The sequence below is a fragment of the Mycobacterium ahvazicum genome, from assembly GCF_900176255.2.
In the GTDB taxonomy this organism is placed as follows: Bacteria; Actinomycetota; Actinomycetes; order Mycobacteriales; family Mycobacteriaceae; genus Mycobacterium; species Mycobacterium ahvazicum.
In genome coordinates, this window is sequence record NZ_FXEG02000003.1 from 1 (window position 1) to 16,785 (window position 16,785).

Below are 16,785 nucleotides of genomic sequence, written 5' to 3' on the forward strand. Positions count from 1 at the left end.
GCAAACTCGACACCTCCGCGTTGCCGGCACCGGAATACAGCAGTGCTGAGTATCAGGCCCCAGGTGGTCCTGTCGAGGAAATTTTGGCGGGCATCTATGCCCAAGTCCTCGGCCTGGAGCGGGTCGGAATACACGACTCATTCTTCGATCTCGGCGGCGACAGCATCTTGTCGATGCAGGTGGTGGCACACGCCCGCGCTGCTGGGGTCCTGTGTCGGCCTCGAGACGTGTTCGTCGCGCAGACGGTGGCCGGTCTGGCCCAAGTGGCCGTCTTCACTAGTACTGAGCCGGATGTCCTCGACGAGGGTGTCGGTCCGGTCGTGGCGACGCCGATCATGCGCTGGTTGCACGACATGCGGGGCCCGACCGACCAGGTCAACCAGACGCTGGTGGTGCAGGCCCCAGCGGGAGTAAGCGAATCCGACGTGTCGGCGATTTTGCAAGCACTACTCGATCGGCATGCCATGTTGCGGCTGAAATCCGCCGAAAACGTAGCTAATGGTTGGTCACTGGTGGTACCCGAGGTCGGATCGGTGCGGATTGAGGACTGTCTGCACTCGGTGGACGTGTTGTCCGAAGAGGCGCTGCTGGCGGCGCGATTGCGATTGAACCCGGCCGCAGGTTCGATGTTCAGCGCGCTGTGGGTGCCCCACACCGGGCAGTTGGCGTTGATCATTCATCACCTTGCGGTCGACGGGGTGTCATGGCGGATCTTGTTGGAAGACATCAACGTCGCCTGGGCTCAACTCCGCAGCGGGCAGCCCGTCTGCTTGCCGGCGCCCACCACGTCATTCGCCCGCTGGTCGTCGTTGTTGGCAGAGCATGCCCGCAGTCCTGCGCTGCTGGCATTCGCCGAATCATGGCGCGAGGTCTTAGCGATTCCTGCGACGCTACCGGCGGCTCATCCCGACACGGACACCCATGCCACGGCCGGTCAGCTGTCAGTTTCGTTGGACTCCGACACGACCCGCCAGCTGCTCAGTGAGGTGCCTGCGGCGTTTCACGCTGGGGTACAGGAGATTTTATTAATCGCATTTGCGTTGGCTTGCAAAGAATTCCTCGACGCAGCCGGGAAGTCGATCGGTATCGACGTTGAGGGCCATGGACGCCACGAGGAAATGGTCGCCGATAGCGACCTTTCGCGGACGGTGGGATGGTTCACCACCAAATACCCAGTGGCGCTGGCAGTCGGTGAGCTGCCCTGGGAACAGGTCTGTGGCGGTGACGCGGCACTGGGGACAGTGATCAAGGATGCCAAGGAACAGCTGCGCGCCTTGCCTGACGGCCTGACCTACGGCTTGCTGCGATATTTGAATCCCGACGCCGATCTTCGCGGTCCGGACCCGGTGATCGGGTTCAACTACTTGGGGCGTCTCGGAGCAGGCGCAGGGAGGGTATCCGACGAACTGTGGCGTGTCAGCGGGCACAGCTTATGGGCGACGAATGTGGCCGCGGCTGTGTCAACGCCGTTGCCGCACACCGTTGAGCTGAATGCCGGCACCATGGATGCCGAAGCGGGCCCGTGTCTGCACGCCGCGTGGAGATGGGCTTCGTCGGCTCTGAATCGTGCGCACATCACCCGCCTGAGCCGGCTGTGGTTCGACGCCTTGGCCGGCATCTGCACCCATGTCCGCGAGGGCGGGGGCGGACTGACCCCCTCCGACATCGTCCCTACTCGGCTGAGTCAACGGCAGATCGACGAGTTGCAGCAGCAATATCGGGTCGCTGATGTGCTACCTCTAACGCCCCTACAAGAGGGTCTTCTCTTCCACGCCACACTCGCGAACGGTTCGGGGGAGGACGTCTACGCGGTACAGCTGGACATCACGATGGTCGGGATTCTCGACCGGGACAGGCTGCGCGATGCGGTGCAGACCAGCATCAGCCGCCACCCCAACTTGGTGGCGAGATTCTGTGACCAATTCGATCGGCCGGTGCAGGTCATCCCGTCGGATCCCGTAATCGATTGGCAATACGTCGAACTCGACGTCGGTGAGCAGATCGAAGAGTTATGTGCTGCCGAGCGGGCCGCCGTCTGCGATCTCGCCAGCCAACCGCCCTTTCGGGCTGCGCTCGTCGCCGTTACGCATAATCGGCATCGGCTGGTGCTGACAAACCATCACATCGTCCTCGACGGCTGGTCTCTACCGGTTCTGGCACAGGAGATTTTCAGCAGCTACAACGGGCACCGGTTGCCCGAACCCACGCCCTACCGCAGGTTCATGAGCTGGTTGGCCGGCCGCGATCTGGAAGCCGCACGCGCGTCCTGGGGGGAGGTGTTGGCCGGTTTTGAAACCCCCACTCTCGTCGGCTCTCCGGGGCGCTTGGACCGCGGGCGACGAGGCGTCAAGTCTTTCGCGGTCTCAGCGGAGACCTCAGGAGCCGTTAGCGAGTTGGCGCGCGACCAACGCACCACGGTCAGCACGGTATTGCAGGCCGCGTGGGCGCAGCTGCTGATCGAGATGACGGGACAGCACGACGTGGTCTTCGGGACGAGCGTGTCGGGAAGGTCGACCGACGTTGCCGGTGTGGAAGCGATGGTTGGCCTGCTGATCAACACGGTGCCGGTCCGGGCGAACATCACCTCTACCACCACCGTCTCAGGCTTGTTGAATCAGTTGCAGTCCGCTCACAACCACACCCTCGAGCATCAGCATTTGGCGCTCGCCGACATCCAGCGTGTCACCGGCCACGACCAACTGTTCGACACCCTTTTCGTATTCGAGAACTATCCGATCGATGTGGCTGCACTACTGGGCACTCAAGGATTGGTCGTAACCAATTTCACTGCAACCGAATACAACCACTACACATTGACGGTGCAGGCCACCCCCGGCCGTGAACTACGTCTCCGCGTCGAATACGACACCAACACCTTTGACGATGCAGCCATCGATAATTTGGGCGGCCGGCTCCGACGCTTGCTAGCTTGCATGGTCGCCGATTCCGCGCGGCGACTGTCATCGATGGACCTGCTTGATTCCGATGAGCGCGACATGGTCGACGGGTGGGGCAATCGATCGGCGCTGACCGCGTCCCTGTCCAGAACGAGCTCAATTCCTGAAGTGTTCGCCGCACGGGTGGCGCGGGCGCCGGACGCGGGAGCAGTGACGTTCGACGGTCACACCATGACTTATCGGGAGCTCGATGAGGCATCAAACCGGTTGGCGTACCTGCTGATCGGGCATGGCGCGAGTCCTGGTGAACGGGTGGCTTTGGTATTTCGGCGCTGCGATGAGGCGATCGTCGCGATCTTAGCTGTACTCAAGACCGGGGCCGCCTATGTGCCGATCGACCCGGTCCTGCCGCCGGCGCGTGTCGAGTTCGTCCTCGCCGACGCGACACCATCAGCGGTCGTCACCACCGCGGCTCTGCGCTCACGGCTCAGCGAGTTCGCAGGGCCCGTCATTGAGCTCGATGACCTTGCGATGGACACCCAGCCAGCGACGGTCCCACCTGTTCCGGCGCCAGATGATATCGCCTATTTTATCTACACTTCCGGCACCACCGGCACGCCGAAAGGCGTTGCCATCGCCCACCACAACGTCGTGTGGCTCGCCGGAGCACTCGACGAAAGCCTGCCGCCGGGGCGGACCTGGACTCAGAGTCATTCCACGGCCTTCGACTACTCGGTTTGGGAAATCTTCGGGGCGCTACTGCAGGGCCGACGCGTGGTGGTCATACCCGAATCCGTTGCAGCTACCCCCGAGGAGTTGCACTCGCTGCTGATCGCTGAACAGGTCAGTGTGTTTACCACCACTCCGTCCGCGGTGGCGATGCTCTCGCCCGAAGGGCTGGAATCCACGGCGGTCGTGGTGGCCGGTGAAGCATGCCCCACCGAGATAGTGGATCGGTGGGCAGCCTCTGGGCGGGTGATGATCGATGCCTATGGCCCAACCGCACTCACCGTATGCGCCTCGATCAGTGCTCCCCTGACACCGGGGGCCGGTTTGGTGCCTATCGGCGTGCCGATATCGCGCGCAGCGGTGTTTGTCCTTGAGGGGTGGTTGCGGCTGGTTCCGCCTGGGGTGGTGGGTGAGTTGTATGTGGCCGGTGCTGGTGTGGGGGTGGGGTATTGGCGGCGTTCGGGATTGACGGGGTCGCGGTTTGTGGCGTGTCCGTTCGGGGCGCCGGGTGCGCGGATGTATCGCACCGGGGATTTGGTGTCCTGGGGCCCGGATGGCCAGCTGCAGTATTTCGGGCGTGCGGATGAACAGGTCAAGATCCGCGGCTACCGCATCGAACTCGGCGAAGTGCGTGGTGCGTTAACCCGCATGGCGGGGGTGGATCAGGCGGTCGTCATCGCCCGCGAGGACTCGTCTGGTGTTAAACGGCTGGTAGCCTATATCACCGAATCATTTATGGGGTCAGTCGATCCTAGCGGAATGCGGGCTCAACTCGTCGGCCTGCTTCCGCCGTATATGGTGCCGGCATCGATCGTGGTTCTCGATGCACTGCCTCTGACGGTCAACGGCAAACTCGACATCCGCGCTCTCCCGGCACCCCTGTATCGGGGCCACGAGCCCTACCGGGCGCCACGTACTGCGGTGGAAGAGGTTCTCGTGGGCGTCTACGCCCAAGTGCTGGGTGTGGAGCGGGTAGGTATCGACGAGTCGTTCTTCGACTTAGGTGGAGACAGCATCATGTCGATGCAGGTGGTGTCTCGCGCACGGGCCGCTGGCCTGTTGTGTCGGCCGCGGGACGTGATTGTCGAGCAGACCGTGGCCCAACTGGCCCGAGTCGTGACCTCCACCGGCAGTGAATCAGGCGTTGCTGATGCGGGGGTCGGTCCAGTGCTCGTCACTCCGATCATCAGTTGGCTGCACGATGTGGAGGGCGCGGTCGATGAGTTCAACCAGACGGTGGTGGTGCGGGCCCCGGCAAAGGTGACCCAGGCCGACGTCGTCGCTCTGCTGCAGGCGCTGCTTGATCGACATGCAGCGTTGCGGCTGCGGGTTGACGACGACGGGGCTGGTGGTTGGTCGTTGGTGGTGCCCGAGGTCGGATCGGTGCGGGCTGCGGACTGTCTGCAGTCGGTGGATGCGTTGTCCGAGGATGCGTTGGTGACGGCGCGATCTCGGCTGGATCCTGGGGCCGGGATCATGCTCAGTGCGGTGTGGGCGACTGGCTCGGATCAGCTTGCTTTGATCGCTCATCATTTGGCTGTCGACGGGGTGTCGTGGCGAATCCTGTTGGAAGACATCAACATTGCATGGGCTCAGCGTTGTGGCGGGCAGAGTATAGTGTTGCCGTCGGGTGGAACGTCGTTTGCCACCTGGGCGACATTGCTGCGCGAGTACGCGTGCAGCGACCCGGTAGTGGAGCTCGCGGCCGCATGGCGTCAGGTTGCGGCGACCCCGCCGGTGTTATCGGCCGCGACTCCTTACGTGGACACCTGCGCCACAGCGGGGCGGTTGTCAGCGTCGTTGGACACCGACACTACGCGGCAGCTACTCGGTCCGGTGCCCCGGGCGTTTCACGCGAGTGTGCAAGACATCTTGCTGATTGCATTCGGACTGGCGTGCAACGAGTTCCTCGGTACCCGAGGTGCGCCGATCGGCGTCGATGTCGAGGGTCACGGCCGTTACGAAGGAGTCGGCGTCGACGTCGACCTATCGCGAACGGTGGGGTGGTTCACCGCCAAATACCCGGTTGCGCTCGCGGCCGGTGAACTGTCCTGGATCCAAGTCATTTCCGGGGATGCCGCACTTGGGCCGGTCGTCAATGATGTCAAGGAGCAGCTGCGCAGCCTGCCCGATGAGCTGACCTACGGCTTACTGCGCTATTCGAATCCTGACGTAGACCTACGCGGTTCCGACGCCGCGATCGGGTTCAACTACCTGGGGCGCCTAGCCGGGAGTACCGCCGAGTTCTCCGACGGACTGTGGCTTATCGACCCGGACGCCATGTCTTTTGCTCGCGCCGCTTCGGCGATACCCATGTCGTTGATACATGCGGTAAGCCTCGATTCGGCAACCATCGAAACCAAGGCCGGTCCGTGCTTACACGCCAACTGGACATGGGCGCCCTCGGTACTCGACGACGAGAGGATGGACCTGCTCGGCCGGTTATGGTTTGAAGCACTGCAGGGCATCTGTGCACACGTCCGTCGCGGTGGGGGTGGTCTGAGTCCCTCGGACATCGTTCCAACGCGCCTGAGCCAGCAGCAGATCGACCAACTGCAACTGCAATATCGGATCGCGGACGTGCTGCCCTTGACCCCCTTGCAGCAGGGCCTGCTATTCCACGCCACTATTGCGGAGGGATCGAAGGATGATCTGTATGCAGTGCAGCTCGACATCGCTCTGTCCGGTGCCTTGGATCAGGACCGGCTGCGGGACGCGGTGCAGGCAGTCATAAAGAGGCATCCTCATCTTGTCGCTGACTTCTGCACATCGTTCAGCGAACCGGTGCAGGTCATTCCTGCCCATCCAGATCTTGCCTGGCAATACCTGGATCTCAGGGCCGACAACCACTTCGACGCCACTATCGAGCGGCTGTGCGCTGTTGAGCGCATCGCGGTCTGCGACGTCGCCGATCAACCGGCGTTCCGGGCCGCGTTGATCCGCACCGCAGGAGACCAGCATCGGTTGGTATTGACTAACCACCACATCGTGCTCGATGGCTGGTCGCTGCCGGTGCTGCTGCAGGAGATCCTCGGCGGCTATCACGGGCACCCCCTACCCGAAGCTGTGCCTTACCGCAGGTACCTCATTTGGTTGGCCGACCAAGATCGCGCTGCGGCTGAGGCAGTTTGGGCCAAGGCCTTCGATGGTTTCCAGATTCCCACCCTGCTTTCCTCGCCAGGGCTGTTGACGTTCGGGCGACGAGGCGTCGGATCGGCACGAGTCTCAGCCGAGATCACCCAGGCACTAGGTGAGTTGGCACGGTCGTGTCACACCACCTTGAGTACCGTCTTGCAGGCCGCGTGGGCACAGTTGCTCACGGTTGTTACTGGTCAATTCGACGTAGCCTTCGGCACCGTGGTGTCTGGGCGGACCGCCGATGTGATTGGTGCGGAATCGATGGTCGGCTTGCTGATCAACACCGTGCCCGTCCGGGCGCGTGTCGAGGCAACGACCAGCGTTACCGACCTCCTAAACCAACTGCGAGGATTCCACAACGACACCATCGACCATCATCATCTAGCGCTCAACGAGATTCACGGTGCTACCGGCCACGCCCAGCTGTTCGACACCCTGTTCGTCTTCGAGAACTACCCCATCGACACGGCCGGACTGCTCGACACGCAGGAAGTCACCGTCACCGGGTTAACCAGCCGAGAACACAACCACTACCCGCTGACCGTGCAAGCCACTCCCGGTTACGAACTGGCGCTGCGCGTCGAGTACGACGTCGATGTGTTTGACGTGGTGAGCGTTGAGACGTCGGTGCAGCGGTTGCGGCGGGTGTTGGTGGCTATGGTCGATGAGCCGGGGCGGCGGTTGTCGTCGATCGATGTGATTGGTGAGCGGGAACGCAGCGTGCTTGCCCGGTGGGGTAATCGGGCGGTGTTGAGTGCTCCGTCGCCGGCATTGGGGTCGATTCCGGTGGTGTTCGCCGAGCAGGTGGGCCGGTCGCCGGGGGCGGTGGCGGTGACGTGTGGGGGCCGCGGACTCACTTATCGAGAGCTTGATGAGGCGTCGAATCGGTTGGCGCATCTGCTGGTTGGGCGCGGGGTTGGCCGGGGATGCTTGGTGGCGCTGTTGTGTTCGCGTTCAGTGCAGGCGATCACGGCGATGCTGGCAATACTCAAGGCCGGGGCGGGGTATGTGCCGATCGATCCTGCGGTGCCGGCGGCGCGGTTGCATTTCATGCTCGCTGACGCGGCACCGGTTGCGGTGCTCACGACGGCAGGATTGGAGCAGCGGGTAGCCGACTACGGCTTGCCGGTCATCAACGTCGAGGAGCCGGCCATCCAGGAAGGTCCGGCGACCGCGTTGCCGGGGTCGGGGCCGGACGATGTTGCGTATGTGATTTACACCTCAGGCACCACCGGAACCCCTAAAGGCGTTGCCGTCACGCACGATAACGTCAGCCAGCTGTTGGCCACTGGAGGGCGCAAAGCATCGAACGATGTCGGTTCGGTGTGGTCGCAGTGTCATTCTTTGGCGTTCGATGTGTCGGTGTGGGAGATCTGGGGTGCGTTGTTGTCGGGTGGGCGTTTGGTGGTGGTGCCTGATGACGTGGTGCGTTCACCGCAGGACTTGCATGCGTTGTTGGTCGCTGAGCGGGTCACGGTGTTGAGTCAGACGCCGTCGGCGTTTTATGCGTTGCAGTCCGCTGATGGGTTGCAGCCCGCGCTGGGTCAGCAGCTTGCGTTGCGGGCGGTGGTGTTCGGTGGGGAAGCGCTTGAGCCACGGCGTCTTGGGTCGTGGCTGGACCGTCATGCGGATGCGCCGCGGCTGATCAATATGTACGGCATTACCGAAACCACTGTGCACGCTTCGTTCCGCGAAATCGGGGCCGGCGACCTCGAGGGTATCGCCAGCCCTATCGGGGTGCCGTTGGAGCACCTTGCGTTTTTTGTTCTTGATGGGTGGTTGCGGCTGGTTCCGCCTGGGGTGGTGGGTGAGTTGTATGTGGCCGGTGCTGGTGTGGGGGTGGGGTATTGGCGGCGCTCGTCGCTGACGGGGTTGCGGTTTGTGGCGTGTCCGTTCGGGGCACCTGGTGCGCGGATGTATCGCAGTGGTGATTTGGTGTCGTGGGGCACTGATGGCCAGTTGCGGTATCACGGTCGCGGCGACGAGCAAGTCAAAATCCGCGGACACCGCATCGAACTGGGGGAGGTGCGTAGTGCGTTGGCGGGTGTGGCCGGGGTGGATCAGGCCGTGGTGATCGCCCGCGAGGATTCGTCCGGTGTGAAGCGGCTCGTGGGTTACGTCACTGAATCGTCCACGGGGGCTGTTGCTTTGGATGGTGTCCGCACTGAACTGGGCGAGCGGTTGCCGGCCTATATGGTGCCGGCGGCGGTCGTGGTTCTTGACACGATTCCGTTGACGGCCAACGGCAAACTCGACACCTCCGCGTTGCCGGCACCGGAATACAGCAGTGCTGAGTATCAGGCCCCAGGTGGTCCTGTCGAGGAAATTTTGGCGGGCATCTATGCCCAAGTCCTCGGCCTGGAGCGGGTCGGGGTACACGACTCATTCTTTGAGCTGGGCGGGGATTCGTTGGCGGTGATGCGCTTGGTCGCGGCGATCAACGTGGCTTTGAATGCGGATGTTTCGGTGCGGGCGGTATTCGAGGCGCCGACGGTGGCCCGGTTGGCGCCGCGCATTGGTCGGGTTGAGGGTAGGCGTGAGCCGTTGGTGGCTGTTGAGCGGCCTGCTGTCATTCCGTTATCGTTTGCGCAGTCGCGGTTGTGGTTTATCGAGCAGTTACAAGGGCCTTCGCCGGTTTACAACATGCCGATCGCGTTGCGGCTGTGCGGGAATTTGAATGCCGAGGCGCTGGGGGCGGCGCTAGTCGATGTCGTAGCGCGCCACGAGAGCCTACGCACGATTATTACCGCGCCCGGTGGTGCACCACAGCAACTGATTCTTCCGATCGACCGTGTCGATTCCGGTTGGGTCGTCGTTGATGCCACCGATTGGCCGGCGACGAAATTGACTGAGGCCATCGACGGAGTCGTGCGGCACCATTTTGATTTGTCCGCTGAAATTCCTTTGCGTGCAGTGCTTTTCCGTGTCGACGAGCGCGAGTATGTGCTAGCAGGTGCCATCCACCATATCGCCGGGGACGGCTCGTCCCTCGGTCCGCTGGTGCGTGATTTGGGTGTGGCGTATGCCAGCAGGTGTGCAGGGCAGGGGCCGGGGTGGGCGCCGTTGGCGGTGCAGTATGCCGATTACACGTTGTGGCAGCGTGCCCGGTTGGGTGATCTCGAGGACGAGGACAGTGGCGTCGCGGCGCAGTTGGCGTATTGGCAGGATGTGCTGGCGGGGATGCCTGAGCGATTGGCGCTTCCCACCGATCGTCCCTACCCGGTGGTGGCTGATCATCGTGGTGCGACGGTTATCGTCGACTGGCCGGCCGAGTTGCAGCAGCAGGTCGTTGCGTTGGCACGGGAACATAACGCGACCAGTTTCATGGTGATGCAGGCTGCTTTGGCGGTGCTGCTGTCCCGGCTGAGTGCGAGTTCTGATGTGGCAGTCGGCTTCCCGATCGCGGGGCGCTCCGATCCGGCTCTGGATGAGTTGATCGGTTTCTTCGTCAACACCTTGGTGCTGCGCGTGGATCTGTCCGGCGATCCCACTATCGCCGACGTGCTGGCCCAAGTGCGTCGGCGCAGCCTGGATGCCTACGAACACCAGGACGTGCCCTTCGAAGTGCTTGTCGAACGACTCAACCCCACCCGGTCGTTGACCCACCACCCTGTGGTCCAGGTGTTGTTGGCCTGGCAACACACCACCGGACTCAGTGGTGGCCCCGCAGCGGGGTCTTTGGGTGAGTTGCGTGTCATGCCACTGCCAGTGGATACCCACACCGCGCGCATGGATTTGATGTTCTCACTGGCTGAGCGTTTCACCGAGTCTGGTGAGCCTGGGGGGATCGGCGGGACGGTGGAGTTTCGCACTGATGTGTTTGACGTGGTGAGCGTTGAGACGTTGGTGCAGCGGTTGCGGCGGGTGTTGGTGGCTATGGTCGATGAGCCGGGGCGGCGGTTGTCGTCGATCGATGTGATTGGTGAGCGGGAACGCAGCGTGCTTGCCCGGTGGGGTAATCGGGCGGTGTTGAGTGCTCCGTCGCCGGCATTGGGGTCGATTCCGGTGGTGTTCGCCGAGCAGGTGGGCCGGTCGCCGGGGGCGGTGGCGGTGACGTGTGGGGGCCGCGGACTCACTTATCGAGAGCTTGATGAGGCGTCGAATCGGTTGGCGCATCTGCTGGTTGGGCGCGGGGTTGGCCGGGGATGCTTGGTGGCGCTGTTGTGTTCGCGTTCAGTGCAGGCGGTCACGGCGATGCTGGCAATACTCAAGGCCGGGGCGGGGGATGTGCCCTTGGATCCTGCATATCCCGATGCGCGGATCGGGTTGGTGCTTAGTGATGCCGCGCCGTTGGTGGTGTTGACGACCAGCGAGCTGGCTGGCCGGTTGGGCGGGTTTGATGTGGCGGTGATCAACCTCGATGATCTGGCCGCCGGTTCCTGGCCTGCTAGCGCATTGCCGGGGTCGGGGCCGGACGATGTTGCGTATGTGATTTACACCTCAGGTACTACTGGAACTCCGAAAGGTGTTGCGGTTACTCACGGTAATGTCACTCAGCTTGTGATGTCGTTGGATGCCAGCGTGCCGGTGGGTCCGGGGCAGGTGTGGTCGCAGTGGCATTCCTACAGTTTTGATATTTCGGGTTGGGAGATTTGGGGGGCGTTGCTCAACGGCAGCCGGTTGGTGGTGGCGCCTGATGACGTGGTGCGTTCACCGCAGGACTTGCACGCCTTGTTGGTCGCCGAGCAGGTCACGGTGCTCAGTCAAACCCCGTCAGCTATTACCGCGTTGTCGCCGCGGGGTTTGGAGTCGGTGGCGTTGTTGGTTGGTGGTGAGGCCTGTCCGCCCGAGGTGGTCGATGAGTGGGCGCCGGGACGGCTGATGATCAACCAGTATGGCCCCACCGAAACGACCATGTGGGTGGCGATGAGTGCGCCCTTGGTGCCCGAAACTGGTGTGGTGCCGATCGGTTCGCCGGTGCCGGGTGCGGCGTTTTTTGTTCTTGATGGGTGGTTGCGGCTGGTTCCGCCTGGGGTGGTGGGTGAGTTGTATGTGGCCGGTGCTGGTGTGGGGGGGGGGTATTGGCGGCGCTCGTCGCTGACGGGGTTGCGGTTTGTGGCGTGTCCGTTCGGGGCACCTGGTGCGCGGATGTATCGCAGTGGTGATTTGGTGTCGTGGGGCACTGATGGCCAGTTGCGGTATCACGGTCGCGGCGACGAGCAAGTCAAAATCCGCGGACACCGCATCGAACTCGGCGAAATACAAACGGCCCTAACCAGCTTCGAGGGCGTCAGGCAAGCTGTGGTCGTCGCCCACGACGACCCTTTCGCCGGCAAACGTCTCGTCGCCTATCTCAGCCTCGACCATGGCACCACCCCCGACCACGGCGCCAAGGTCGTCGAAGCCTGGCAACATATTTGGGACGACGTGTATGGCGCCGCAGTCGGAGAGTCTGCATTCGGTTCGGATTTCCGGGGCTGGAACAGCAGCTATACCGGTGCACCGATTCCCCTCGAGGAGATGATCGAATGGCGTGCGGCGACTGTAGAACGGATCATGGCCTTGCGGCCTCAACGGGTACTCGAGATCGGCGCGGGAACAGGGCTGTTGCTGGCACAGATCGCCCCACGATGTGAGCGTTACGTCGCTACCGACATGTCGCCGGTGGTAATCGACAATCTCGCCCGCTCGTTGGAGCAGTTGCCCTGGCGGGATCGGGTCGAGTTGTTGACGAGACCCGCCCACCTCACCGAAGCACTGCCCCACGACTACTTTGACACCGTCATTCTCAACTCGGTCATCCAATACTTTCCCGACAGGGGGTACCTGACCGACCTCCTCGACAACGCACTCGAACGGCTGGCCAATGGTGGGACGCTGTTTATCGGCGACGTGCGCAACTACACCTTGCAGGGCGCCTTCCAAACAGCCGTCGCGATCGCCCGTCACCCGGGTAGCGACGCGGCCGCGATTCGTGAACGGGCCCAGCGTGCGATGGTCAGCGATACCGAATTGTTGGCGGCACCAGAGTTTTTCACTTCCTGGGCCGCCGGCCACCCATCGGTGGCGGGATTGGACATCCGAGTCAAACGCGAATTGGCCGACAATGAACTCACCCGGTATCGCTACGACGTCGTCGTCTACAAGGCGCCCACCCCCGTACGCTCGCTGGCTATCTTTCCCGCCTGGTCGTGGACTCAGTGCGAAGGCCTAGGCGGTCTGCGCACCCACTTGGTGTCACAGCGTCCCGACACCGTCCGCGTCACCGGCATCCCGCGCGCCGGGCTGATCGCCGACGTCCACATCGAACGAGCTATTACCGCGGGAATGCCGCTAGACGACGCGCTTGCCGAAGCCCTAGACATACGCGATGTCGCTACCCCCGAACAATTGCACCGTGTCGGCGCGAGCGCAGGCTACAGCGCCGCTGTCACGTGGGGCGCCGAATCCGGGACGCTCGATGCCGTTTTCGTCCCAGCCAATGACCCTGCTTTCCAAGACATCTCACCGCTGACCGATCTGTACCACTCCGCTGGGCCTCGCCGCCGCACCGCACACACCAACAATCCCCACACCAACACGACAATCAGCGCGCTTCGTCGCCTGGCGAGCGAGCAGTTGCCCGATTACATGATGCCGGCGCATTTCGTGGTGCTCGAGGAGTTCCCTATGACCGCGTCGGGCAAGCTCGACCGGGGCGCCCTGCCGGTACCGGGGTATGAGGGCATCAGTGATTACCGCGCGCCGTCTGACCCGGTCGAGGAGGTATTGGCCGAGATTTACGCACAGGTGCTCGGCGTGGAGCGGGTCGGCGTGGACGACTCGTTCTTCGAGTTGGGCGGGGATTCGTTGTCGGCGATGCGTCTGGTCGCAGCAATCAACGCCAGGCTGGGTGCTGACCTTCTGGTGCGCGCCGTGTTCGAGACACCGACCGTCGCAGGCCTGCGTCAACATGTGATTACGAGCTCGCTGGTGAAAGGCCAAGCGCACGGACGCAACTTCGCCTCCGTACACGGCGACTCCGACGAGGTGCACGCCACTGACCTCACGCTCGACAAATTCATCGACGCCGCCACACTGGCCGCCGCACCGGCGCTGCCCGTCCCGAGCCCCGAGGTGAGGACAGTCTTACTGACGGGCGCAACCGGCTTTCTCGGGCGCTACCTCGTCTTGGAATGGCTGAAACTTCTCGGACCACAAGGAGGCAAGCTGATTTGCTTAATAAGGGCCGAGTCCGACGACCATGCGCGGCAACGACTGGACCGCACCTTCGACGGCGGCGACCAGGAAATGTTGCGGCGCTTCCGCGAACTAGCCGCTGACCGTCTGGAGGTCATCGCCGGCGACAAGAGCGCGGCCAATCTGGGCATGAATCCGCAGACTTGGCAGCGCCTGGCCGGAAGCGTGGATCTGATCGTCGATTCCGCCGCATTCGTCAACCTCGTCTTGCCTTACCGCGAACTCTTCGGACCCAATGTGGTGGGCACCGCAGAACTGATCCGCCTCGCGATCACCACAAAGCTCAAGCGCTACACCTTCGTCTCGACATACGACGTCGGCCGCCAGATCGAGCCCTCGTTGTTCACCGAGCAGGCCGATATCCGCGTCATCAGCGCCCACCGGATAGTCGACGACAGCTACGCCAATGGCTATGGCAATAGCAAGTGGGCGGGTGAGGTCTTGCTGCGCGAGGCCCACGACCTATGCGGGCTGCCGGGCGCGGTGTTCCGCAGCAGCATGATATTGGCCGACACCACTTATGCAGGCCAGCTCAATCTGGCGGACATGGTTACTCGGATGGTGCTCAGTGTGGTGGCTACCGGTCTCGCACCGCGATCCTTCTACCAGCTTGATGCGGCCGGTAACCGGCGACCCGCGCATTATGACGGACTGCCAATCGAATTCGTGTCTAAGGCGATCGCAGCGCTCGGGCCACAAATGGTCGACGGGTTCGAGACCTACCATGTGATGAACCCGCACGACGACGGCATCGGGCTCGACCAATTTGTGGACTGGCTGATCGATGCCGGTTATTCGATCGAGCGTATCGATGATTTCGGCGAGTGGTTACAGCGATTCGAAACTGGGTTGCGGGCTCTGCCGGAGCGACAGCGCCACCACTCGGTGCTGTCGCTGTTGCTGGCGATGTTGGGTGATACCACGGAGGGCCAGCCCCCAGAACCGACAGTCGGGTCCTTCGCACCGGTGGACCGATTCCGAGCTGCAGTGAAGGAAGCGAAACTTGGTTCAGACAACGACATCCCACACATTTCGGCATCGACCATCATCAAGTACGCGACCGACTTGCGTCTGCTCGGGCTGCTCTAGGCCCGTGCACGCGCCGACCAACGGACATCCACTAATGGCGGTAAACGCAAACGCCTCAGCGGCCAGTTCGACACACCCGCGCCGGCCCCGCTGGGTACCATTTCGGCGACAACTGATGACGGCAGCGTGAGCGCGCCAGACAACCACAGCCGGTTCGGCGGCGTCGGAACGCCTCGGATCGTGATAGTCGGCGCGGGATTTGGCGGCATTGGCCTCGCGGTGCTCCTGAAGAAGGCCCGCATCGACAGCTTCACAATCTACGAACAGGCTGAGCAGCCCGGCGGTGCGTGGTGGCACAACCGCTACCCCGGCGCCGAGGTAGACACGGTTTCGTTTGTTTATTCGTATCCGTTCAGGCCGAACGAGTGGAGCAGAACCCACGCCAAGCAACCCGAGCTGCTGCGGTACCTCAATGACACGATCGATGAGTTCGGAGTGCGTTCGCATCTGCATTGCGGCGTGGGAGTCGAATCAGCACAGTGGGACGAGTCAGCACACATCTACCATCTGACGCTGAGCACGGGTGAAACGACGTGGTGCCACGTACTGGTAGGAGCGACGGGATTCCTGAACATTCCGAACTACCCGACCTGGCCAGGATTAGAGTCATTCCAAGGCATTAAGTTCCACTCATCGCGGTGGGAGAGCCAGCACGATCTCAAGGATTTGACAGTCGCGGTTGTGGGGACTGGGTCGACGGGTACCCAGATCGTCCCGGAACTTGCATCGATAGTGAAGCAGCTCTATGTTTTTCAACGCGAGCCGGGTTGGATTGTCGCGAAAGATGCGCGCGACTACACGCCTAAAGAGCGAGCTGCGATCGGTGGGTGGCGGGGATACCGGTGGGCTCGGTTGAAGTGGTTGACACTGGCAGAGGTGTTCTACCTTCGTGGAACTCCTTTTCGCCGGGGAACGTTATTCCATTACGCTGGCCAAAGGTCCGCGTTGCGCAACATTGAGAAGGAATTTGCCGACCGGGCCGATCTCAAGGATGCCGTGACGCCCAACTATCCGTTCTGGGGTAAGCGCTTGGTCTTCAACTCCTCCTTCTATCCCGCGCTCAAGCTCGACAACGTCGAGTTGGTCTCGAATGCTGTTGCCTCGGTGACGCCCACCGGGATCGTGGATGCGGCTGGCGTCGAACGCCGCGTTGACGTGCTGGTGATGGCCACGGGCTTTCAAACAACGAATTACCTTGGGACAATGCAAGTCCGGGGGAGTACCGGTCAGACGCTGCAAGAATTTTGGGAAGGAGAGCCGAAGGCATTCCTTGGCATAACCGTCCCGACGTTTCCTAACTTCTTCATGATGTATGGACCGGGGACCAATGGCGCGGTAGTCCTGTCGATGCTGATGCACCAAGCCGAGTACATCGTGCGCGCCGTGAAGCGGATGCAGCGGCGACACGTCACGGCGATCGAAGTGAAGCCGGGCTGGATGTATCGCTATCACTCGTGGCTTCAAACCCAGGTGAACCGAACGGTGTGGGGTTCAGCTCACAACTATTACCGCGGAGCGAATGGCGCCATCGTGACCCAATGGCCTTTCGGCCCAGGCCTATACGGTCTCATGGCCCGGGTCATCGGCCGAGGATCGGAGCGAGCCCGACGTAGGATGGCCGCCGCCGACTCGGGCGACGATGTTGCACGCCAAAGCATCGACGACAGCCGCAGGTGAACCGTGACATCGACCGATGTCGGAGCCGTGCGGCGCGAGATCATCCTTAGTCAACCGACGACCGGCGCAACCATGG

General features: G+C 62.5%; 2 protein-coding genes. Both read left to right on the forward strand.

Annotated elements, in window-relative coordinates; all coding sequences use genetic code 11:
- On the forward strand, nucleotides 1-15,032 hold a 15,032-nt coding region (locus MAAFP003_RS12725), incomplete at its 5' end, for a non-ribosomal peptide synthetase (protein ID WP_133160855.1).
- A gap of 126 nt (nucleotides 15,033-15,158) precedes the next feature.
- Entirely contained in the window at nucleotides 15,159-16,709 is a 1,551-nt protein-coding gene (locus MAAFP003_RS12730; RefSeq protein WP_165796395.1) for a flavin-containing monooxygenase, read from the forward strand.
- The last annotated feature ends 76 nt before the right edge of the window (nucleotides 16,710-16,785 follow it).